At 70.8% G+C, this 20,391-nt stretch carries 18 protein-coding genes; 10 read left to right on the top strand and 8 right to left on the bottom strand.

Features of this window, described 5'->3' with window-relative positions; all coding sequences use genetic code 11:
* Positions 1-96: 96 nt before the first annotated feature.
* The 3 genes from AABA78_RS23660 to AABA78_RS23670 all read left to right on the top strand — a co-directional run bounded on the left by AABA78_RS23660 (position 97) and on the right by AABA78_RS23670 (position 5,024).
* Positions 97-600 (top strand): hypothetical protein, encoded by a 504-nt coding sequence (locus AABA78_RS23660; protein ID WP_338266012.1) that lies wholly within the window; start codon positions 97-99, stop codon positions 598-600.
* Positions 601-844: 244 nt separating this feature from the next.
* A complete protein-coding gene (locus tag AABA78_RS23665; protein WP_338266014.1) occupies positions 845-2,254 on the top strand; it encodes a hypothetical protein in 1,410 nt (469 codons plus the stop codon).
* A gap of 262 nt (positions 2,255-2,516) precedes the next feature.
* Positions 2,517-5,024 (top strand): sodium-translocating pyrophosphatase, encoded by a 2,508-nt coding sequence (locus AABA78_RS23670; RefSeq protein WP_338266018.1) that lies wholly within the window; start codon positions 2,517-2,519, stop codon positions 5,022-5,024.
* A gap of 61 nt (positions 5,025-5,085) precedes the next feature.
* Here AABA78_RS23670 and AABA78_RS23675 read toward each other — a convergent pair whose 3' ends face one another.
* Positions 5,086-5,640, bottom strand: coding sequence for a hypothetical protein (locus AABA78_RS23675; RefSeq protein ID WP_171411931.1), 555 nt, complete (start codon positions 5,638-5,640; stop codon positions 5,086-5,088).
* A gap of 278 nt (positions 5,641-5,918) precedes the next feature.
* On the opposite strand from AABA78_RS23675, the gene AABA78_RS23680 reads away from it, so the two are divergent.
* On the top strand, positions 5,919-6,125 hold the full coding sequence (locus AABA78_RS23680; RefSeq protein WP_120526528.1) for a cold-shock protein: 207 nt from the start codon (positions 5,919-5,921) through the stop codon (positions 6,123-6,125).
* 263 nt (positions 6,126-6,388) lie between these two features.
* A complete protein-coding gene (locus tag AABA78_RS23685; protein ID WP_253894833.1) occupies positions 6,389-6,742 on the top strand; it encodes a hypothetical protein in 354 nt (117 codons plus the stop codon).
* Positions 6,743-7,007: 265 nt separating this feature from the next.
* On the opposite strand, the gene AABA78_RS23690 is transcribed toward AABA78_RS23685, so the two are convergent.
* The 4 genes from AABA78_RS23690 to AABA78_RS23705 all read right to left on the bottom strand — a co-directional run bounded on the left by AABA78_RS23690 (position 7,008) and on the right by AABA78_RS23705 (position 12,817).
* On the bottom strand, positions 7,008-10,130 hold the full coding sequence (locus tag AABA78_RS23690) for an efflux RND transporter permease subunit (RefSeq protein ID WP_338266021.1): 3,123 nt from the start codon (positions 10,128-10,130) through the stop codon (positions 7,008-7,010).
* A 63-nt stretch (positions 10,131-10,193) separates the two neighbouring features.
* Complete coding sequence (locus AABA78_RS23695) at positions 10,194-11,303, bottom strand: efflux RND transporter periplasmic adaptor subunit (RefSeq protein WP_338266023.1); 1,110 nt, start codon at positions 11,301-11,303, stop codon at positions 10,194-10,196.
* Positions 11,300-12,058, bottom strand: coding sequence for a TetR/AcrR family transcriptional regulator (locus AABA78_RS23700; RefSeq protein ID WP_338266025.1), 759 nt, complete (start codon positions 12,056-12,058; stop codon positions 11,300-11,302). Before AABA78_RS23700 ends, AABA78_RS23695 begins: the two co-directional genes overlap by 4 nt.
* Positions 12,059-12,115: 57 nt before the next feature.
* Complete coding sequence (locus AABA78_RS23705; RefSeq protein WP_338266027.1) at positions 12,116-12,817, bottom strand: DUF2293 domain-containing protein; 702 nt, start codon at positions 12,815-12,817, stop codon at positions 12,116-12,118.
* A gap of 130 nt (positions 12,818-12,947) precedes the next feature.
* On the opposite strand from AABA78_RS23705, the gene rnz reads away from it, so the two are divergent.
* A complete protein-coding gene (gene rnz / locus AABA78_RS23710; protein ID WP_171411937.1) occupies positions 12,948-13,871 on the top strand; it encodes a ribonuclease Z in 924 nt (307 codons plus the stop codon).
* A 48-nt stretch (positions 13,872-13,919) separates the two neighbouring features.
* Here rnz and AABA78_RS23715 read toward each other — a convergent pair whose 3' ends face one another.
* The gene (locus tag AABA78_RS23715) at positions 13,920-14,441 is read right to left on the bottom strand and encodes a hypothetical protein (protein WP_338266029.1); all 522 of its coding nucleotides are present in this window, start codon (positions 14,439-14,441) and stop codon (positions 13,920-13,922) included.
* A 108-nt stretch (positions 14,442-14,549) separates the two neighbouring features.
* Positions 14,550-15,476: an alpha/beta fold hydrolase gene (locus AABA78_RS23720; RefSeq protein WP_338266032.1), complete on the bottom strand. Its 927-nt coding sequence runs from the start codon at positions 15,474-15,476 to the stop codon at positions 14,550-14,552.
* Between the two features lie 125 nt (positions 15,477-15,601).
* On the opposite strand from AABA78_RS23720, the gene AABA78_RS23725 reads away from it, so the two are divergent.
* Positions 15,602-16,375, top strand: a complete 774-nt coding sequence (locus AABA78_RS23725; protein WP_338266035.1) for a rhomboid family intramembrane serine protease — start codon at positions 15,602-15,604, stop codon at positions 16,373-16,375.
* A gap of 107 nt (positions 16,376-16,482) precedes the next feature.
* The gene (locus AABA78_RS23730) at positions 16,483-17,889 is read left to right on the top strand and encodes an NAD(P)/FAD-dependent oxidoreductase (RefSeq protein WP_338266037.1); all 1,407 of its coding nucleotides are present in this window, start codon (positions 16,483-16,485) and stop codon (positions 17,887-17,889) included.
* 12 nt (positions 17,890-17,901) lie between these two features.
* On the opposite strand, the gene AABA78_RS23735 is transcribed toward AABA78_RS23730, so the two are convergent.
* The gene (locus tag AABA78_RS23735) at positions 17,902-18,558 is read right to left on the bottom strand and encodes an HAD family hydrolase (RefSeq protein ID WP_370469480.1); all 657 of its coding nucleotides are present in this window, start codon (positions 18,556-18,558) and stop codon (positions 17,902-17,904) included.
* An 84-nt stretch (positions 18,559-18,642) separates the two neighbouring features.
* Here AABA78_RS23735 and AABA78_RS23740 point away from each other — a divergent pair, with 84 nt between their 5' ends.
* Positions 18,643-19,524: an AraC family transcriptional regulator gene (locus AABA78_RS23740; protein ID WP_338266041.1), complete on the top strand. Its 882-nt coding sequence runs from the start codon at positions 18,643-18,645 to the stop codon at positions 19,522-19,524.
* A 35-nt stretch (positions 19,525-19,559) separates the two neighbouring features.
* The gene (locus AABA78_RS23745; protein ID WP_338266043.1) at positions 19,560-20,312 is read left to right on the top strand and encodes a hypothetical protein; all 753 of its coding nucleotides are present in this window, start codon (positions 19,560-19,562) and stop codon (positions 20,310-20,312) included.
* Positions 20,313-20,391 lie beyond the last annotated feature (79 nt).

Consider the following 20,391-nt stretch of genomic DNA (forward strand, 5'->3'; position numbering starts at 1 on the left):
GCCGGGGAATGGCGGGGTTGTTTCATGGTAGACAGGCACACCAAGGGGCCGGACGTGGGCCGGCTGCCTTCAACATCAACGAGGGGACCCCAAGACATGAAGAGCGTGTTCAACGGAAGCGTGCTGTGCGCGGTGCTGGGTGTGGCGTCGGTGGCGGGAGCCCAGGAGGCGGCGGCCCCGGCGGCGGAGTCCGTGAAGGCCCCCAGCGCGGACGCGGTGCGCGACACCTGGAACTACTTCTACAAGGGCCAGGGCCAGGGCCCCGTGCTGGTGGAGGCCAAGCTCTGCACGGAGGTGGCCAAGGAAGGCCCCAACAAGTTCGAGTGCACCGCCGAGGTCGGCCCCGAGGGCATCAAGGCGGGCACCACCGTGATGCTGTGGCAGAGCTACCTGGTGCCCCAGGGCGACTCCATCGACGACCTGACGGTGCAGGTGAAGCAGGGCAACACCGTGCGCGAGACGAAGGACGTGAAGGTGAAGGGCGACGGCTGGCGCGCGCGGCAGTGGACTGGCGTGAAGCTGGCCAAGCCCGGCAGCTGGACCGTCGTGGTGATGCGCGGCGACCAGGTGCTCAAGGAAGTGCCGGTGAAGGTGCTGTAGTCCTCCGGCTGCGTCCGGAAACAAACACATCCATCGACGCCCGCCGGGGAGACCCGCGCGGGCGTCTTTCTTTACCGGCGCCCCTCCCCGCGGTCGGCAGGAATTACTGGCTGCCGGACACGCACCCTGCCCTTCCGCCCGGCTCGCCGTGGCCTTCCCCGAGGGGACATCTTTGCCACGCCACGTTGGCCGCGCGCTTGCAGTAGGGCTTGGGCGCGGTTGAAGGGCGGGGGAGTCGGGGTTGGTGGTGCGAGACCGGGACGGGGTGGCGGCGGTGGCGTGGTTTCGGATGGCGGTGTGCGTGGGGGGACTCTTCCTCGTGGGGTGCGAGGAAGCCCGGGCCACGGCACCGCGCATCCCGGTGCTCGGCGAGGTGGGTGGACAGGTCGTGCAAGAGGGCGTGGAGGCCCACGCGTGGTCGCGGACCCTGATGGTGGGGGACCCTCAGGCTCCGCACGCGGTGGTGACCTCCAACGGGGACGTCCTCGTGGCGGCGACCTATCAAGAGCCCATCGACCTGGGGGCGGGGCCCCTGCCCTTCAATCGCAACGTTGTCGCGCCGCACCTGCTGGTGGCGCGGTATTCGCCGGAGGGCACGCTCAGGTGGGCGCGGGGCTGGACGCCCCAGCACGCGGCGCGGGCCCGCGTGGGCGGCCTGGCGGTGGACGCCTCCGACCACATCTTCCTCACGGGTCTGTCCGCGGGCTTCACCCGCGACGGCGCCACGCTGCCGGAGGGGCCGTTCCTGGCACGGCTGGACGGCGGCGGCGCGCTGGACTGGGTGCGCTCGCTGCCGGGCCAGGGCCCCGTGGCGGTGAACGGCGTCACGTCCGACCATGACGGCGGCGCGGTGCTGGTGGGGGACTTCTCCGGCGCGCGCGACCTGGGCGAGGGCTTGAAGACGCCGCCCAATGGCAGACACGCGGGCTTCGCGCTGCGCGTGGGGCCCAAGGGCGAGCAGCGCTGGAGCCGCGTGTGGATGCCCGCCGGCGAGGGCGAGGTCTCCGCGCGGGCGGTGGCGGTGGATGTCTTTGGCGACGTGCACGTGGTGGGCGGCTACGCGGGGGCGGTGTCCTTTGGCGACGCCACCTTCGTCACCGTGCGCCAGCACACGCCCTTCGTGGTGAAGCTCACCCGCGACGGCGACCACGTCTGGAGCCACGACGTGCGCGGCACGGACGGCACCGCGGTGTCCGTGGCCGTGGGGGCCGACCGCGTCTTCGTGGGCGGCGGCTTCAGCGGCCGGCTCTACTTCCAGAACACCTTCCACCGCGCGGACTCCCGCGACGGCTTCCTGCTGGCCTACGACGCGCGCGGCGGCCAGCAGTGGGCGCGCACCTTCCCCACCAGCGCGCCCCTGGTCACCACCGACGAGGCGGGCCAGGTGACGGTGGCGGGCGGCCACGACGGCGGCCTGGCCCTGGGCGGGGGGAACCTGCCCCCCGGGTTGTATGTCGCGAAGCTGCTGCCGGAGGAGGGCACGTCGCTGTGGGTCCGCGGCTTCGCCAGCCCCGGCACCGTGGCCCAGGCCCGCGCCGTGAGCGTGGACGCGTCCGGCGGCGTGCTCCTGGCCGGCGGCTTCGACCGGCCCGAACAGGAAGACGGTCCGTCGCGCCGGCTGCAGGACGGCTTCCTCTTCAAGTTCAATCCCTGACAGGTCCATCCGTCCCCAATGCCATCCCACCTGCCGGGTGGTTCAGGTGTTTGTCCCTGAATCCAACTTGACGGGATGCGACATGGAATTCCTGACTTCGACTTCAATTGACGGAGCGTGATAAATCACAGCCGCCTTCAGGGCATGTCTTGCCTTGAAGGGCGAGGCTGCGCTGAAGCGTCTGCGCTCGGAGGTGCTCGCACGCAGGCGGCCAACCCCTCGACATCACTCCCCTGAGTCACTGTGAGAGAGGTTGCACCCCATGACACCCACCGTTTCACGGCTGGACCGTCTCAAGCAGCGTGTCACCGGCACGGCGTTGGGGGCCCTAGGGCTCCTGGCGTTGTTCGGAGGAACCCCCGCTCGCGCGAGCGAGGCGGACCTCAAGCTCCCCGACTTCAGCTCCGTCACCTTCTTCGGAGGCTTTGACGGACGGCAGCTGTTGATGTCCGGCATCGCCGTCTGCGTCCTGGGCCTCGTCTTCGGCTTCCTGCAGTACGCGAGCCTCCAGAAGCTGCCCGTGCACCGGGCGATGCTGGAGATCTCCGAGCTCATCTACGAGACGTGCAAGACGTACCTGATGACGCAGCTGAAGTTCATTGGCGTCCTCTGGGTGCTCATCGCGGTGGTGATGGTGGGCTACTTCGGCTTCCTCCAGCACATGGAGCCCGGCCGGGTGGCCATCATCCTGCTGGCCAGCCTCGTGGGCATCGCCGGCAGCTGCGGCGTGGCCTGGTTCGGCATCCGGGTGAACACCTTCGCCAACAGCCGCACCGCGTTCGCGTCGCTGCGCGGCAAGCCCTATCCCACGTATGCCATCCCGCTGCAGGCGGGCATGTCCATTGGCATGGTGCTCATCAGCACGGAGCTGATGCTGATGCTGTTCATCCTGCTGTTCGTCCCGCCGGACTTCGCGGGCGCGTGTTTCATCGGCTTCGCCATCGGTGAGTCGCTGGGCGCCTCCGCGCTGCGCATCGCGGGCGGCATCTTCACGAAGATCGCCGACATCGGGTCGGACCTGATGAAGATCGTCTTCAAGATCAAGGAGGACGACGCGCGCAACCCGGGCGTCATCGCGGACTGCACCGGCGACAACGCGGGCGACAGCGTGGGCCCCTCCGCGGACGGCTTCGAGACCTACGGCGTCACCGGCGTGGCGCTCATCACGTTCATCCTCCTGGCGGTGGAGGCCCAGTACCGGGTGCAGCTCCTGGTGTGGATCTTCATGATGCGCATCGTGATGGTGGTGGCGTCGCTGGCGTCGTACTGGATCAACAACGCCATCCAGGGCGCGCGCTACAGGAACGCGGACCACATGAACTTCGAGGCGCCGCTCACCTTCCTGGTGTGGCTGACGTCCATCGTGTCCGTGGCGCTGACGTTCCTCATCAGCTACCTGCTCATCCCGGACATCGGCGGGGACGACACCCTCTGGGTGAAGCTGTCCGCCATCATCACCTGCGGCACGCTGGCGGGCGCCATCATCCCGGAGGCCATCAAGGTCTTCACCTCCACGGAGAGCCGCCACGTGCGCGAGGTGGTGACGGCCAGCCGCGAGGGTGGCGCGTCCCTCAACGTCATCTCCGGCCTGGTGGCGGGCAACTTCTCCGCGTACTGGATGGGCCTCATCATCGCGGGGCTGATGGGCCTGGCGTATGGGTTCAGCACCCTGGGCGTGGGCGCGCTGATGATTGCCCCGGCGGTGTTCGCGTTCGGCCTGGTGGCGTTCGGCTTCCTGGGCATGGGCCCGGTCACCATCGCCGTGGACTCCTATGGCCCGGTGACGGACAACGCGCAGAGCGTCTACGAGCTGTCCCTCATCGAGAACGTCCCTGACGTGAAGGAGGAGGTGCGCAGGGACTTCGGCTTCACGCCGGACTTCGACAAGGGCAAGGAGTTCCTGGAGGAGAACGACGGCGCGGGCAACACGTTCAAGGCCACCGCGAAGCCGGTGCTCATCGGCACGGCGGTGGTGGGCGCCACGACGATGATCTTCTCCATTATCGTGCTGCTGGTGGGCATCACGCGGGCCGCCAACGGCCAGCAGGTGCTCAACGCGGTCAACGCGCAGAACCTGTCCCTCCTGCACGCGCCCTTCCTGCTGGGCCTCATCACCGGCGGCGCCATCATCTACTGGTTCTCCGGCGCCTCCATGCAGGCGGTGTCCACGGGCGCCTACCGCGCGGTGGAGTTCATCAAGGCCAACATCCAGCTGGAGGGCGTGGAGAAGGCCAGCGTGTCCGACTCCAAGAAGGTGGTGGAGATCTGCACCCAGTACGCGCAGAAGGGGATGATCAACATCTTCCTCGTGGTGTTCTTCAGCACGCTCGCGTTCGCGTGCCTGGAGCCCTACTTCTTCGTGGGCTACCTCATCTCCATCGCCATCTTCGGTCTGTATCAGGCCGTGTTCATGGCCAACGCCGGCGGCGCCTGGGACAACGCGAAGAAGCTGGTGGAGACGGAGCTGAAGGCCAAGGGCACGGAGCTGCACGCCGCCACGGTGGTGGGCGACACGGTGGGCGACCCGTTCAAGGACACGTCCTCCGTCGCGCTCAACCCGGTCATCAAGTTCACCACGCTGTTCGGCCTGCTCGCGGTGGAGCTGTCCGTGGAGCTGGAGGCCGCCGGCCAGGGCACGCTCCTGCGCGTGCTGTCCGCGGTGTTCTTCGTCCTGTCCACGGTGTTCGTCTACCGCAGCTTCTACGGCATGCGCATCGAGAGCGCTGGCCCCACGAAGCTGGAGTCCAGCGCGCAGGTGAAGACCGCCTGAGTTACTGCTCGCGACGGCGGCGGGAGCCCCCAAGGCCCCGCCGCCCGGGCTCAAGCCCGTTTCAGGCCCCGATGCCCTCGGGGTCCGTGGCCAGCTCCCCGCCCAGGTGCATGCCCGTCTGGCAGCGGTAGTCCGTCACCAGCGACGCGGCCAGCACCTTCACGCCCAGCAGCACGTGCAGCGCGGCCGCCACGGGCGAGCGCTTCGCGTACCCCAGCACGAAGGGCGCCAGCACCGCGCCCAGGCCGTAGGCGTAGTCCGCCAGCTCGTGCGCTTCGATGGGGATGAGCTTCGTGAGGCTCAGCCGGTAGTCCGTGAGGAGCGACACGCCCACCGCGGCACCGCCCAGGGCCCAGCCGGCCGCCTTCGCCGCGCGGTCGCCGGACGCGCTCCCCACCGCCACCAGCGCCGCCCCACCCACGTAGTCCAGCACCGAGTGGAGGTCCTGCGACACCCAGCGGCGCAGCGGCAGCCGACCCCACAGGGGACGCGACAGGATGCCCGCCGCCGCGCTGTGGTCCCTCATGCGGCGCCACTCGCGGCGCACGGCGCCCTCCGAGCGCGGGGGGACGGGGGGCAGCACCGGCGCTGGCTCCAGGCCTCGGACCTCGTACATGACGTGACTCCTCTCCCGGCCGTCGTGGCCTTGCCGGAACGGTAGCCACGCCCCCAGGCCCGGGCGCCGGGCCCGTCCCTCCCCCTCGCCCGCCTGCCTGCGACGGCGGAGGGGCCCTGCGGACCACCCATTGAACTGTTGGCTGCCGAGCAGGGGGGCTTCCACCCACCCTGCCCCGCCGGGCAGACTGCGGTCCGCACTCAGGTCCTCACATTTCGAGAGGACTGGCCGCCTCGCGCGGTGGGTGCCCCGCCCCACCAACAAAGAGAAGACGATTCATGGCTACCGGTACCGTGAAGTGGTTCAACGATGCGAAGGGCTTTGGCTTCATCACGCAGGACGGCGGTGGTGAGGACGTGTTCTGCCACCACAGCGCCATCAACATGGACGGCTTCCGCACCCTGGCCGAAGGCCAGAAGGTGGAGTTCGAGGTGACGCGCGGCCCCAAGGGCCTGCAGGCACAGAACGTCCGCGCAGCGGGTTGATAACACCCCGCTCCGGGTCAGCCTGGAGTCACGGAAGCCCGGTCCCGCTCACGCGGACCGGGCTTCTTCATTTTTACAACGTCCCAAGAAGGAAAAACACGCAATCCCTTTCAAACCTTCCAACCTCCAAGGAATCACCGGGGGGGCTGTGAAAGTCCGAAAGACGTCTGTTAGGCTTTGCACCTGCGAGGGAGGGCGCACCCATGTTCGAAGTCACCAACGATGTCAGCCGTCGGACCATCACTGCCCGCATGAGCGGTTTCATGCGGCCCAACGAGATGAAGGAGTACGTGGCCGTCTACAAGAAGGCCACGGACAGCTACGGCGGAGGGCGGCACCTGGTTCTGGCCGACATGCGGGGTCTGCGCCCGCTGGAGCCGGAATCCGCGAACCTGTTCTCCGAGGTCATCAACCACGGGCGCAAGAACGGCTGCGTGATGTGCGCCCACGTGTCGGACTCCACCATCGCGCGCCTGCAGACGGCTCGCGTGGCGTCGGAAGCATCCCCCAACGACGACATCACCGTGGATTGTGTGTCGCTGGAGGAGGCGCAGAACCAGCTCGCCAAGGCGCGCGTGCGCCTGCTCAACGGCGAAGGCATGTCGGCTGCGCGCTAGAGCAGTCCCGCCCGGGCAGGACGCCCGCGAACGCCCCGTCTCCGGCACGGCCCGGAGCCGGCGGCCCCCGCGGAAGACGCCCTCCCGGGACTTGTTTCATCCCCCTGTATCAAGACATCCCTGTTTCAAATCAAGGGCGCGGGTGACGGCATCGTCATCCGGGCCCTTTGTCTTGCCCGCGTGTGATTGACCACCGGACGTGAAGAAGGGCGCGGGGGACTGGCTGTCCCCGCGCCCTCTTTCACTTCAAGGCCCTCTGTCCGCTTCAGGCCGCGCGGTCGTGCGCGGCGGGCGCGTCCACGGGCGGCGCCGGGAGCGTCCCTTCTTCCGTGCGGGGCTTCTTCTTGCGGAAGGACAGCTTCTCCATGGCCGCGAACACCACCGGCACCACCAGCAGCGTGAGGAAGGTGGAGGTGATGACGCCGCCGATGACGGAGATGGCCATGGGGGCGCGGAACTCGGAGCCGGTGCCCGTGCCCACGGCGGTGGGCACCATGCCAATGGCCATCGCCGCGCTCGTCATGAGGATGGGGCGCAGGCGGCGCGGGCCGGCCTTGAGCAGGGCCTCGTCCACGGAGTCGCCCTCGCGCAGGTGGTGGAGCGCGCCGTCGATGAGGAGGATGGCGTTCTTCGTGACCAGGCCCATCAGCAGGATGACGCCAATCATCGCGCCCATGCTCACGTGGTAGTTCGTGACGACGAGCCCCAGCAGCGCGCCCACGAGCGCCAGCGGCAGCGACACCATGATGGTGAAGGGGTGCTTGAAGGACTCGAACTGGCTGGCGAGCACCATGTAGATGAAGACGAAGGCCAGGCCGAACGCGATGCCGAACGCGTCGTTCTGCTCATCCAGGCTCTTCATCTGGCCGTCGTAGACGATGGCGTAGCCGGGCGGCAGGGGCTTCGCGGCGATGGCGGCCTTGAGCTTCGTGGCCACGTCACCCAGCGCGGCGCCCTTTGCCAGCTGGGACACGACGGCCACCTGACGCTCGCGGTTCTCGTGCTCGATGACGCTGGGGCCGTCCTTGAGCGACACCTCCGCCACGTCCGTCACCTGGTGCAGGCCCCTGGGCGTGGCCACCATCAGCTGGCGCACGCGCTCCGGCGTGGCGCGGTCCTCTTCGCGCAGGCGCACGCGGATGTCCGTCTCATCCGTGCCCTCGCGCAGCTTGGCGGACACGTCACCGTCGATGGCCAGCCGCAGCTGCATGGCGAGCGCCCCGGCGGACAGGTCCATGTCCGCGGCGCGCGCGCGGTCGATTTGGATCTGGAGCTCCGGCTTGGCCGGGTTGGAGTCCACGCGCACGTCGGAGGTGCCCAGGGTGCGCAGGATGCCGGCGACGCGCTCGGCCTCCTCGTTGACGCGCTTCAGGTCCGGGCCCACCACGCGCACCATGATGGGGTACCAGTCCCCCAGGCCTTCGATGGCCGGCGGGTCCGACAGGGTGATGGCGGTGGAGACCAGGTTGGGGACCAGCAGCGCGCGGGCCTCCTCCTTGAGGGTGCCGATGGTCTTGGTGCGCTTCTCCTTGCCCACCGTGAGCACGCGCAGGCGCGCCTTGTAGACGTCTCCGCTGGGACCGACCGTGGTGTAGATGTCGGTGATTTCGGGGATCTTCTTGAGGAGCGTCTCCGCCTGCGCGGCGCGCTCCGTGGTCTGCGCGAGGTTGGACGAGTCCGGCAGCTGCAACTCGACGATGAGCTGCGAGCGGTCCTCCGCGCTCATGAACTCCACGCCCAGGCGGCTGGCGGCGCCGAAGGACAGCACCAGCGCCAGCAGGGTGAGGCCCGCGGTGGCCCACTTGTGGCGCAGCACCCAGCCCAGGATGCGCGCGTACGTGTGCTCCGTGGCCTCCAGGAAGCGGCGCAGCGCGCGGAACACGGCGGGCTCGTGGTGCTGCTCCCCCGGCTTGCGCGCCTTGGCGAAGCGGGCGGACAGCATGGGGTCCAGCGTGAAGGAGATGAACAGCGAGATGAGCACCGCCACGGAGATGGTGATGCCGAACTGCTTGAAGAACTGGCCCACGATGCCGGGCATGAAGGCCACGGGGATGAACACCGCCACCAGGGACAGCGTGGTGGCGAGCACCGCCAGGCCCACGTCCCGCGTGCCGTTGGACGCGGCGCTCATGGGGTCTTCCCCCTGCTCCAGCCGGTGGGTGATGGCCTCACGCACCACCACCGCGTCGTCGATGAGCAGACCGATGGCCAATGACAGCGACAACAGCGTCATCTGGTTGAGCGAGTAGCCCAGCACGTACATCACGAAGAACGTGCCGATGACGGACGTGGGCAGCGCGAGCGCGGAGATGAACGTGCCGCGCGGGTCCAGCAGGAACATCAGGATGATGAGGACCGCCATGAAGCCGCCGAAGATGAGGGCGATCCACACCTCGTGGGTGTTGGCGCGGATGAGGTCCGACTGGTCGATGAGGAGCGTGGCCTGGAAGCCCTGCCCCACGACGGGACCCATCTGCGCGAGCGTCTTCTTCACCGCGTCGCTGACGCTCACGGTGTTGGAGCCCGGCTGCTTCACGATTTCGAGCACCACGGCGTCGCGGGCGTTGAGGCGCGCGGTGGTGCGGCGCTCGGCGACGCCGTCCGTGATGGTGGCGATCTCCTCCAGGCGCACCTGCGCGCCGGTGCCGCTGCGGGCGATGGGCAGCTGGCGCAGGTCGTCCACGCTGGTGAACTCGCCCATGGCGCGCACGGTCAGCTCGTTGGGCCCCAGCTGGAGGCGGCCCGCGGGCAGGTTGAGGTTCTCCGTGCCGATGCGCTGGGACACCTGGGACGGCGTGATGCCCACCGCGCGGGCCTTGTCCAAATCGATGTCGACCTGGATCTCCCGCGTGTCGCCGCCGGTGATGCGCACCTCCGCCACGCCGGCCAGCTGCGCGAGCGCGGGCTTGATGCGGTCATCCAGGAGCTTGCGCAGCGCCTGGGACGTCATGTCCGCGGACACCGCGTAGGTGAGGATGGGCGCGGCGGACAGGTCCACGCGGCTGACGATGGGCGCGTCCGCGTCCGAGGGCAGCTTGTTGACGGCCTGCCCCACCTTGTCGCGCACGTCCTGGACGGCGGTGTCCAGGGCGGTGCCCAGCGTGAAGGACACCACGACGGTGCCCACGTTCTCACGGCTGAAGGAGTGGATTTTATCCACGCCGCTGATGCCGGCGACCGCGTCCTCCAGGGGCTTGATGACCTGGGTCTCGATTTCGCCCGGGCCCGCGCCCTTGTAGAGGGTGTTGACCACCACCACGGGGAAGCTGACGTCCGGGTAGAGGTCGGTGCCCAGGCGCTTGAGGCCCATCACGCCCAGCACGATGAGCAGCAGGGACAGCATGGCCGTGAACACCGGCCGTCGGATGGAGACGTCGCTGAGAATCATGGAAGTGCTCACGCGCGCCGCGCTGGCTTGAGGGCCGCGCGGCGAAAAGGGGCGGCCGTTCGGCTACTTCACGGAGACGCGGGTGCCGGGGGACAGGGAGGGCGTGGGGAAGTCCACCACCTGCTGGAGGACGGCCGCGGCGCGCACCACCACCTCGCGGTCGCGGCGCTCCAGCACCTGCACGTCCACGCGCTGGAGGGCGCCGTCGCTGACGACGAGGACGTGGTCCCCGTTGGAGGAGGACAGCGCCGTCGTGGGCAGCAGCTGCGCGTCCTGCGCCTCCCCCAGCTTCAGCATGGCGCGCGCCAGGGTGTGGGCCACGAAGCGGCCGTCCGCGTTGGGCACCGAAATCTCCACCGGGATGCGGCGGGTGGTGGGGTCCGCGGAGGGCAGGATGGTGCGCACCACGGCCTCGTCGGTGGACGCGCCGTGGCCCAGCGCCGCCACGCGCACCTTCACGCCCGGCTTGAGCAGCGCGCGCGCGCCCTCCGCCACGGTGGTGCGGAAGATGAGCGTGTCCAGCTGCTCCAGCGTGAAGAGGGGCGCGCCCGGGCCCACCGTGGCGCCCGTCTGGTCCGGGGACTCAATCAGGGTGCCAGCGAAGGGCGCCTTCAGGTCGTGCCGGCGGCGCGACGCGCGGGCCTGCGCCAGCTGCGCCTTGGCGGCCATCACCTGGGCCTGGGCCTGCGCGGCGGCGGCGACGGCGTTCTTGTGCTGCTGGTCGCTGACGCCTCCGCCGGTGCTGAGCTTCTGCGTGCGCTCGGCCGCGTCCTGCGCCATGGAGGCGGCGGCCTCCGCGGCGGCGACGGCGGCCTCCGCGCCGGCCACCTGCGCGTCCACGATCTCGGAGTTGAGCTGGGCGAGCGTGTCGCCCTTCTTCACGGCCTGCCCCTTCTGGACGCGGACCGCCTCCAGCCGGCCACCCACCTCGAAGCCAACCTGGAGGCCCTGGGCCGGGTACAGCGTGCCCGTCACCTCCTCCGACTGCGAGGCCTGCACGCCGCGCGCGGAGACGACCTTCACGGCCGGCATGGGCTTGTCCTGGCCAGGGGCCGCCGCGGCGGCGGCCGGCGCGGACGCGTCCGCCTTGTCGCAGCCGGTGAGCGCGAGCGCGGCGGCCACGCCCATGGCGGCGAGGGCACGGGAGGTGGAGGGCTTCGTGGTCGGTTTCACGGGCGTTTCCTTGGCGGACGGTGCGGGTTGGCCGCGCGGGCGTGGCGCCGGCGCGTGGAGGGCGGGGAAGAGGGCCGCGCGTAGGCGGCGGCCTGGGGCACGGGCTCACGCGGCAGCGAGCCTTCGTGCATGAGGCGCTGGAGGCCCACGGCCCAGGTGGCCAGGTCCGGCTTCTGCGTCAGCCGGCCCATGCGCCGGGCCAGCAGCAGGTACGTGCCCACGACGAACGAGCCGAAGAGGCTGGGGTCCACGTCTGGGGTGTCCGGCTGCTGGCCGCGCAGGTGGTGGAACTCCCGCGCGATGCGCTCCACCTCGCGGTCCACCACGTCCCACATGACGGACTCGAAGGCGGTGCCCTGGCTGCCCACGATGAGCGCCGTGACGAGCTCACGCTGGTCCCACATGAGCTCCAGCATCTCCACGTCCAGCGCGGCCTCCAGGCGCAGGAAGGCGCGGTAGCGCTCCGAGCGCGTGGCGACGTCGCCGGGGCCCGGCATGCCGTACTCCGCGCGGAAGCGCTCCATGCGCGACAGGCGCTCCGTGGCCAGCCGCTCCAGCTCCTCCAGGAACCCCTCCACCAGCGCCGCGAAGAGGGCCTCCTTCGAGGGGAAGTGCAGGTAGAAGGCGCCCTTGGACAGGCCGCTGGCGGCGGTGATGTCGCTGATGCGCGCGCCCTTCACGCCCCGCTTCGCGAACTCCGCCCGCGCGGACGCGATGAGCGCGCTGCGGGCTTTGGGGTCGGCGGGACGGGGCATGGCGGGCCATTCCTAACCCGCTGGTCAGAAATAAAACAGTCGTTGCTGAACGCCGGGTCAGGAATCCGAGGGGCGTGTCGGCGGAGGGCGCACGAGGGCGGAGCAGAGCGGACACGCGGGCGGTGCGTGGGGGCTGTCCCGGCGGTGCAGGTCCAGGATGGCGCGGGACACCTCCGCCAGCTCGCGGCGCACCTCGCGGCGGGCGCCCTTCACGCGCTCGATGCGCATGTGGTCGTAGCCGGTGGTCTGGTGGCGCATCCAGGCGATGACGGCGGCCTCCGCGCGCCGCTCAATGGGGATGCGCTCCGTGCGGGCCACGGTGCCGCTGCCCACGGGGGTGGCGTGGCCGGCGACGAGCACGGCCAGTCGCTTGGCGTGGGGGAGCCACGCGGGGCTGAAGGCGAGGAAGCGCAGGACGGCGTTGGCGAAGTCCACCTCGTACTCCGCCTGCTCCTTGGCGCGGCGCTCTCGGCCCTGGGCCAGCTTCTTCGCGTAGGCGGGGGTGGCGCGCTCGTCCTCCAGGGCGGCCCTGGCGTGGACGATGTGGGCCTCCGGCGCCCATACGCCCCGGGAGAAGAGCTTGCGGCCCACCTTCTCCACCACGGTCCAGGAGGGGCCGGCGGCCTTCACGCGGCGGGTGAGGCCGGCGTCGCCGGGGGGAAGCAGGGCCCAGCCATCAGGCACGGAGAGGAGGCGGCCGTCCTGGGCACGCACGCGGCGGGGGTCGGCCGTGGGGCCGACCGTCAGGGAATCAGGCATGGGGTGGGGTCCGAAAGGGCCGGCTGCATAGCACGCCCCCTCGCACCCTGGTAAATGCCCCGGGAACGCGCGCGCGAAGGAAGGACTCCGCGCGTGCGAGGAGGCCACTCTCGTCGTGGGAAGCGCCGGCATGTCCCTACTGAGGCTCACCTTCCTCGGCACCTCCGCCGCGCAGCCCACCCTGCATCGCGGCCTGTCCGGCCTGGCGGTGAAGGCGCACGCGGACCTGCTCCTGTTCGACTGCGGCGAGGGCAGCCAGCGGCAGATGGTGCGCTTCGGCACGGGCTTCACCGTGGACGCGGCGTTCTTCACGCACTTCCACGCCGACCACTACCTGGGGATCATCGGTTTCCTGCGCACGCTGGGGATGACGGGCCGCACGGAGCCCATGCACCTGTACGGGCCGCCCCCGGCGCGCCGGCTGTTGCACCAGGCCGTGCACCTGGGGCTGGAGTCGCTGGCCTTCCCGGTGGAGATCCACGAGCTGAAGGACGGGGACGTGGTGCGCCGCAACGGCTACTCCGTGCAGGCGGTGGGCGTGGACCACCGCATCCACGCGCTGGGCTACGTGCTGGCGGAGGACGCGCGCCCGGGGCGCTTCCACCTGGAGAAGGCGCGGGAGCTGGGCGTGCCGGAGGGGCCGGCCTTCGGGAAGCTGCAGAAGGGCGAGGCCGTCACGCTGCCGGACGGGCGCGTGGTGAAGCCGGAGGACGTGCTGGGGGAGGCCCGGGCCGGGCGGCGGCTGGTGATTTCCGGCGACACGCGGCCGTGCCCCGCGCTGGTGCAGGCGGCGAAGGACGCGGACCTGCTGGTGCACGAGTCCACCTTCTCCGACGACGAGCAGACGCGCGCCGTGGAGACGCGGCACTCCACCGCGCGGGAGGCGGCCCAGGTGGCGCGCGACGCGGGCGCGAAGCGGCTCATCCTCACCCACCTGTCCAGCCGCCACGACACCGACCCCGGACGGCTGCTCACGCAGGCGCGCGAGGCGTTCAAGGGGCCGGTGGAGGTGGCCTTCGACGGCCTCACCGTGGAGCTGCCGCTGCGCGACTGAGGTGGCTTCGCGCGGGCGGCGGCTCCTGCTCGGTGAGGGAGGGCGGGGTTAATCGAGCTTCTTCGCCTCGGCCTGGAGGGCGGAGGCGGCGTCCGGGTCCACCTTCTGGAGCAGCTCCCACTCCAGCTCGGAGTCGCGCTTCATCTGGGAGTTGCCGGCGCCCACCGCGGACTCGCCCATGTCCTTGCCGCGGCCGCTGGTGTCGTCGGCGGCGCGGGACTCGGAGCGGTCCTGGCGGCGGAACTCCACGGAGCACTGGCCGGGGCCGCGCTCGGTGCCGCGCACGTGGTAGCGCGCGTAGGCGGTGCCCAGGGAGGACGGGGCGCTGGTCATGAGCCACTCCGTCGTCGCCTCGAAGCCGGTCTGGCCCTTCATCAGGGAGAAGCCCTTCTGCTGGAGGAGGGCGACGGCCGCCGGCCACACCTCCGCGATGGGCTTGCGGTAGACGTGCCCCATGGCCTTGTCCTCCAGGTACGCCTGCTGCCGGCGCGCGGCACAGCCGCTGAAGGCGAGGGCGAGGACGGACACCACGAGCAGCGCCGAGGCGCGGGACGATTTCGAGGGGTTCATTGCTCCGGACTCCATGAAAGGGAAGACGGCTGCGGAACATCGCGCGGTGCGGGCCCGGAAGCCAGGTCCGGGTCCGTGCGGGACGGGGTTACCCTCATCAGGCAACCTTCATTTGGTAGGAGCCCCGCCGCCTCCCGGTGATGCGCCCCGTTGCGCGCGGCCCAGGTGTCCCAGCACCAGCGAGGCCACCCGGTCCGGGGCCTCCAGGGGCACGAAGTGGCCCACGCCCGGGAGGAACCGGACGGTGGGGGGCGACTCGAAGTATGGCTCCAGCCCCTGGGTGAGCTCGCGGCCGAGCGCCCCGTCGTCCTCGCCCCAGATGAGGAGGAGGGGCGCGCGGATGCGCGGGTAGTCGCGCAGCTGACGCTGCCTCCGCCGCGACGTGACGGCCTCCTTCATGGCCTCGCGGTAGTACGCGAGCGCGGCGCGCGCCGCGCCCGGCCGGGCCATGTTGCGTGCGTAGGGGTCCAGCCGCTCCTCGCTGACGCGCGAGGGGTCCGACAGCGCGTGGCGGATCCACCGGGATACGCGCTGGCCGCCGTGGGCCGACAGCAGGTGCTCCGGCAGCCAGGGCAGGAGGAAGAAGAAGATGTACCAGGAGCGCCGCAGCTGCTGGGGCAGCCAGATGCGCCGCGCGAAGACGGCCAGGTGGGGCGCGTTGATGACCACCAGCCGGTCCACCGCCTGGGGCTTCGTGGCGGCCAGGTGGTAGGCGATGGCGCCGCCCCAGTCATGGCCCACGACGTGCGCGGGCCTGTCCGGCTGGAGGTGCTCCGCGAGCCGGGCCACGTCCTGTGCGAGCGTATCCGTGTCGTAGCCGCCCCGCGGCCGGTCCGTGCCGCCATAGCCGCGCAGGTCCGGAGCGACGACGTGGAAGCCCGCGTCGGCCAGGGGCGGCATCACGTCACGCCAGCTCTCCGACAGCTCGGGGAAGCCGTGCAGCAGCAGGACGAGCGGGCCGTCCGAGGGGCCCGCCTCCAGCGCGTGCATGCGCAGGCCGGGCAGCGGGAAGTCGACGGGCGTGGGGGTGTTCATGGGCGGGACCCTAATGCGCGCTCCGGCGTCCTCCCGGCGGACGCGGGCGCATGCGTCGGGCGCCACACATCCGCGTGCACGACACCGTCCGCGCATCCAACGTTGGGCCATGCTGGAGGGCGGACATGATTCCCATCAGCGACGACAACCCGACCCTGCGCACCCCGGTGATGACGTACCTGCTGCTCGCGGCCCTGGGGCTCACCTGGGTGTTCTTCCAGGGCGCGGGCTTCAACGTGGTGCGGCTGGCCACCAGCATCTGCGAGCTGGGCCTGGTGCCCGGGGAGCTCACCGGCCGCGCGCCGCTGGGGCAGGCGGTGCCGCTGGGGGACGGGCTCGCGTGCGTGGTGGACAACGACGCCATCAACCGCCTCACGCCGCTCACGTCCATGTTCCTGCACGGCAGCTGGGGGCACCTTTTGGGCAACGTGCTGTTCTTCTGGGTCTTCGGCAACAACATCGAGGACAGCATGGGGCGCCTGCGCTTCCTCGTGTTCTACCTCTTGTGCGGACTGGTGGCGGCGGCGACGCACGTGGCGGTGGACCCCACGTCGCCGGTGCCCACGGTGGGCGCGTCGGGCGCCATCGCGGGCGTGCTGGGCGCGTACCTGGTGCTCTACCCGCGCGTGCGGGTGAACATGCTGTTCATCCTCTTCATCTTCATCCGCGTCTTCCCCATCCCCGCGTGGGCCGTGCTGGTGTGGTGGTTCGTGCTCCAGGTCGTCACCGGCCTGCCGCAGCTGATGACGCTGCGGCCGGAGGTGTCCGGCGGCGTCGCCGTGTGGGCGCACATCGGCGGGTTCGTGGCGGGCATGGTGCTCATCAAGCTCTTCCAGAACCCGCGCTACACGGCGCAGCGCACGACGTGGCGGCACCGGATGCACCCGAACCATCCCTGAGCCCGTCCGGCGGGTAGGAGGGCAGGCGCCCGCGCGCGGGGGGTGCGGATGCGAAGGAGCGCCCCGACATTGGGGGGTGATGTTCTTCGCGTCATGAGGAGGCGTGCATGGGGGCGGACCCGAAGTCGGCAGGGCTGTGCGTGGAGGCGCCGCCGCCTCGCAAGCGGGTGTTCATCCTGGGAGGCGGCTTCGCGGGGATGTACGCGGCGCTGCACCTTGAGCGGCAGCTGGGCAATCGGGACGACGTGGAGGTGACGCTCGTCAGCCGCGACAACTTCTTCCTCTTCACGCCCATGCTCCACGAGGTGGCCGCGAGCGACGTCAACGCGTCCGCCATCGTCATTTCGCTGCGCAAGCTGCTGCCGCGCCTGACGTTCGTGGAGGGCGACGTCAGCGGGCTGGACCTGGAGGCGAAGAAGGTCACGGTGGCGCACGGCGGGTTGGACGGCCACAGCCACACGCTGCCGTACGACTACCTGGTCCTGGCCCTGGGCTCGGAGACGAACTTCTTCGGCAAGCCGGGCCCGCGCGACTACACGCTGACCATGAAGACGCTGGGCGACGCGATGCTGCTGCGCAACTGCCTCATCGACCGGCTGGAGGAGGCGGACACGGACTGCGTGACGGCGGGCAAGCGCGACGCCATCGTCACCTTCGTGGTGGTGGGCGGCGGCTTCGCGGGCGTGGAGACGGCGGGCGCCATCAACGACTTCATCCACGGCGCCCTGCCCTTCTACCCGAACATCCAGCACGCCAACGTGCGCGTGATGCTGGTGCACGGCGGCGAGGAGGTGCTGCCGGAGCTGGGCAGGGACCTGGGCGCGTACGCACGCAAGAAGCTCATCGAGCACGGCGTGGAGGTGCGCACCGGCGTCCACGTGAAGGACGTGACGCAGGAGGGGGTGGAGCTACCGGACGGCACGGTGGTGCCCACCAAGACGGTGGTGTGGACCGCGGGTGTGACGCCGCCGTCCCTGATGGCGACGCTGCCGTGCGAGAAGGAGCGCGGGCGGCTCAAGGTGAACGAGCGCATGGAGGTGCCCGGCTTCCCGGGCGTGTGGGCGCTGGGCGACTGCGCGTCGGTGCCGGACGTCACCAACGGAGGCAAGCCCTGCCCGCCCACCGCGCAGCACGCGCTGCGCCAGGGGCTGGTGGCGGCGCGCAACGTGTGCGCGGCGCTGGACGGCAAGCCGGGCAAGGCGCTGCGCTACAAGATGCTGGGACAGCTGGCGGCGATTGGCCGGCGCTCGGGGGTGGCGCGCATCCTGGGGATGAAGTTCTCCGGCACCTTCGCGTGGGTGCTCTGGCGCACCATCTACCTGTTCAAGCTGCCGAAGCTGGAGACGAAGGTGCGCGTGGCCATGGGCTGGACGCTGGACCTGTTCTTCCGCAAGGACGTGGTGCAGCTCATCGGCCCGCGCGAATTGGATCAGCTCACGCTGCCGGCCCTGCCGCTCAACAGCCGTCAGCAGGTGCGGCAGGTGCAGGCGCTCCAGCCGCGCACGCAGCACTGAGCGCCGTGCGCTTCAGCCGAGCGGCGGCAGGTGGTGCAGCAGCCGCTCCAGGTCCGGCTGGAGCTCGTCCGGCGCGGCGGTGGCCAGCTCGTCCTGCGCGTGCGTGCCCCACGTCACGGCGTAGGTCTTGAGGCCCGCGGCCTGGCCCGCGCGCAGGTCCAGCGTGGTGTCGCCCACCATCCACAGGCCGCCGGTGCCCAGCGCCTTCAGGGCGTGGTGGATGACGTCCGGCGCGGGCTTGTGCGGGAAGCCGTCCGTGCCCTGCACGTGGTGCAGCAGGCCGCCCAATCCCATCGCGTCCACGAAGCGCCGCGCCATGTCGCCGCGCTTGGTGGTGGCGACGGCGAGCAGGTAGCCCCGCTCGCGCAGGGTGCGCAGCACGCGCTCCACGCCGGGGAAGGGCCGGGAGCGCCGGTGGAAGTTCAGAGGGTAGTGCTCGCGGTAGGCCACGCAGAGCGTGGCGGCGTGCTCGGGCGCGAAGCGCGTGTACATGGCCTCCAGCGGCTGGCCGATGAGCGCCCGCACCTCCGCGACGGAGGGCACCGGCAGGCCGTGGTGCGTGAAGCCGTGGAGGAAGCTGTCGATGATGTCCGGCAGCGAATCCACCAGCGTGCCGTCCAGGTCGAAACAGATGCCGCGAGGGGTAACGGTGCTCACCCGCCGTTCCATACGCCCTTCCGGGGCCGCGTGTCCCTATGCTTGCGTCCGACGTGCGCTCCTTCCCCTGGACGGGGGCGCCGCCGGGGGGGCGACATGCGACGCGCGAAACAAGAGGACGGCTTCTGGGTGGCCCCGGAGGTGCCAGGACTGGAGCTGCACCGGGCGGCCTACACCCGGTGGACCTTTCCGAAGCACTCGCATGACGTCTTCTCGCTGTGCGCCTACGACGCGGGCGCGCAGTCGATGCACCTGCAGGGGCAGCGGGTGGTGGCCTCCGTGGGCAGCCTCCTCGCCGTGTCGACAGGGGAGATGCACCAGGGCCACGCCGCCGACTCCACCGTCGGGTGGGCCTACCGCATCCTCTACGTCCCGCCCGCGCTGCTCATCCGCGCGGCGGAGGAGACGGGAGCGCCCGCGGGCACCCTGCCCGGCTTCGCGTCGCCCATGCTCCAGGACGCGGCGCTGATGGAGCGCTTCACCGTCACCTTCGACGCGCTGAAGGACGGCGCGGTGTCCCTGCTGGAGCGCGAGGAGCGGCTGCTGGGGCTGCTGGTGGCGCTGCTGCGTCGGCACTCGGGGCTGCCGTACCGGCGGCGGTCCACCGCGTGCGCGCGGGGCGTGACGCGGGCGCGGGAGCTGCTGGAGGCCCACCCCACGCGCAACCTCTCGCTGGAGGCGCTCGCGCGGGTCGCGGGGCTCAGCCCGTGGCACCTGGTGCGCGCGTTCCACCGTCAGTTCGGCCAGACGCCGCAGGTGTTCCAGCGGGCCCTGCGGCTGCGGCTGGCGCAGGAGCTGCTGGCGGGGCCGCTGCCCATGGCGGAGGTGGCGCTCGCGGCGGGCTTCACGGACCAGAGCCACCTCATCAAACACTTCGGCCGCACGCTGGGGGTGACGCCCGGCGAGTACCGGGCCGCGGCGCTCGCGGGGCGTGGACCGCGCAAGCACGTACAATCCCGCGCGCCCGTGCGTCCGTAGGTTGGAGCCCTCTTTCAGACAGGAGGGGTCCACACATGCAGCGAAACATCATCGCGGTGGCGGTGCTCACGGGGTGGCTCATGGGCTGCGCGCCGGAGCCCCTGGCGGACGAGGTGACGGCGGAGCCCGCCGCCTCCGAGGAGGCGCTGGAGACGGACGCGCGGACCTGGGGCGCGGTCGTCCTTCCACCGGGAGCGCGCGTGTACGGCCGCCCCATCACCGCGTGGGCGAAGGAGTGGTACCGCTGGCACTTCCGCGTGCCGGCGGACCGCAGCCCCATGCTGCGGCTGGAGCAGGACTGCGACGAGGACCAGGACGGCCCCGTCTACTTCGTGCCCACCTACGACCTGGACACCACGTACCAGCGCACCTGCCGCGTCCCCCGGAACAAGCCCGTGCTGGTGCCGCTGTGGGTCATCATCAATGACTACCCGTGCCCCGACCCGTCCTTCGAACCGGCGCCGGGCCAGACGCTGGAGGACTTCCTGCGCCAGGGCGCGCTCGACTTCAACAATGGCACGCAGGACCTGGTGGTCACCGTGGACGGCCGGCGCGTGGACACCCGCCGCCACCGCCACACCAGCGGCCTGTTCACCTTCGACGCGGACCCCAGCCTCGTGGGGAAGATTCCCGACCCGTGCCTCGTGGGGGGCGAGCAGCGCGGCGTGACGGACGGGTGGTGGCTGATGCTCCAGCTGTCCCCGGGCGAGCACGTGGTGAACGTGCGGGCCCTGGCGCCCTTCGGCGCGCCCATTGATTACACATACACGCTGCGCGTGGCGCGGTAGTCACCAGACAGGCGCACAGGACTGGCCGTCGCGCGGGGCGTGCGTCAGAGTGCCGCGCGATGTCCCGGGACGGGTTCCC

Origin of the sequence: Corallococcus caeni (genome assembly GCF_036245865.1) — a bacterium.
Taxonomy (GTDB): domain Bacteria; phylum Myxococcota; class Myxococcia; order Myxococcales; family Myxococcaceae; genus Corallococcus; species Corallococcus caeni.

What these genes read in the sequence shown, in the direction of transcription:
- AABA78_RS23705 (WP_338266027.1), bottom strand. Translation starts at nt 12,817, where the DNA reads ATGCCTGATTCCCTGACGGTCGGCCCCACGGCCGACCCCCGCCGCGTG.
- AABA78_RS23675 (WP_171411931.1), bottom strand. Translation starts at nt 5,640, where the DNA reads ATGTACGAGGTCCGAGGCCTGGAGCCAGCGCCGGTGCTGCCCCCCGTC.
- AABA78_RS23680 (WP_120526528.1), top strand. Translation starts at nt 5,919, where the DNA reads ATGGCTACCGGTACCGTGAAGTGGTTCAACGATGCGAAGGGCTTTGGC.
- AABA78_RS23670 (WP_338266018.1), top strand. Translation starts at nt 2,517, where the DNA reads ATGACACCCACCGTTTCACGGCTGGACCGTCTCAAGCAGCGTGTCACC.
- AABA78_RS23660 (WP_338266012.1), top strand. Translation starts at nt 97, where the DNA reads ATGAAGAGCGTGTTCAACGGAAGCGTGCTGTGCGCGGTGCTGGGTGTG.
- AABA78_RS23730 (WP_338266037.1), top strand. Translation starts at nt 16,483, where the DNA reads ATGGGGGCGGACCCGAAGTCGGCAGGGCTGTGCGTGGAGGCGCCGCCG.
- AABA78_RS23685 (WP_253894833.1), top strand. Translation starts at nt 6,389, where the DNA reads ATGCGGCCCAACGAGATGAAGGAGTACGTGGCCGTCTACAAGAAGGCC.
- rnz (WP_171411937.1), top strand. Translation starts at nt 12,948, where the DNA reads ATGTCCCTACTGAGGCTCACCTTCCTCGGCACCTCCGCCGCGCAGCCC.
- AABA78_RS23725 (WP_338266035.1), top strand. Translation starts at nt 15,602, where the DNA reads ATGATTCCCATCAGCGACGACAACCCGACCCTGCGCACCCCGGTGATG.
- AABA78_RS23715 (WP_338266029.1), bottom strand. Translation starts at nt 14,441, where the DNA reads ATGAACCCCTCGAAATCGTCCCGCGCCTCGGCGCTGCTCGTGGTGTCC.
- AABA78_RS23720 (WP_338266032.1), bottom strand. Translation starts at nt 15,476, where the DNA reads ATGAACACCCCCACGCCCGTCGACTTCCCGCTGCCCGGCCTGCGCATG.
- AABA78_RS23700 (WP_338266025.1), bottom strand. Translation starts at nt 12,058, where the DNA reads ATGCCCCGTCCCGCCGACCCCAAAGCCCGCAGCGCGCTCATCGCGTCC.
- AABA78_RS23690 (WP_338266021.1), bottom strand. Translation starts at nt 10,130, where the DNA reads ATGATTCTCAGCGACGTCTCCATCCGACGGCCGGTGTTCACGGCCATG.
- AABA78_RS23745 (WP_338266043.1), top strand. Translation starts at nt 19,560, where the DNA reads ATGCAGCGAAACATCATCGCGGTGGCGGTGCTCACGGGGTGGCTCATG.
- AABA78_RS23740 (WP_338266041.1), top strand. Translation starts at nt 18,643, where the DNA reads ATGCGACGCGCGAAACAAGAGGACGGCTTCTGGGTGGCCCCGGAGGTG.
- AABA78_RS23735 (WP_370469480.1), bottom strand. Translation starts at nt 18,558, where the DNA reads ATGGAACGGCGGGTGAGCACCGTTACCCCTCGCGGCATCTGTTTCGAC.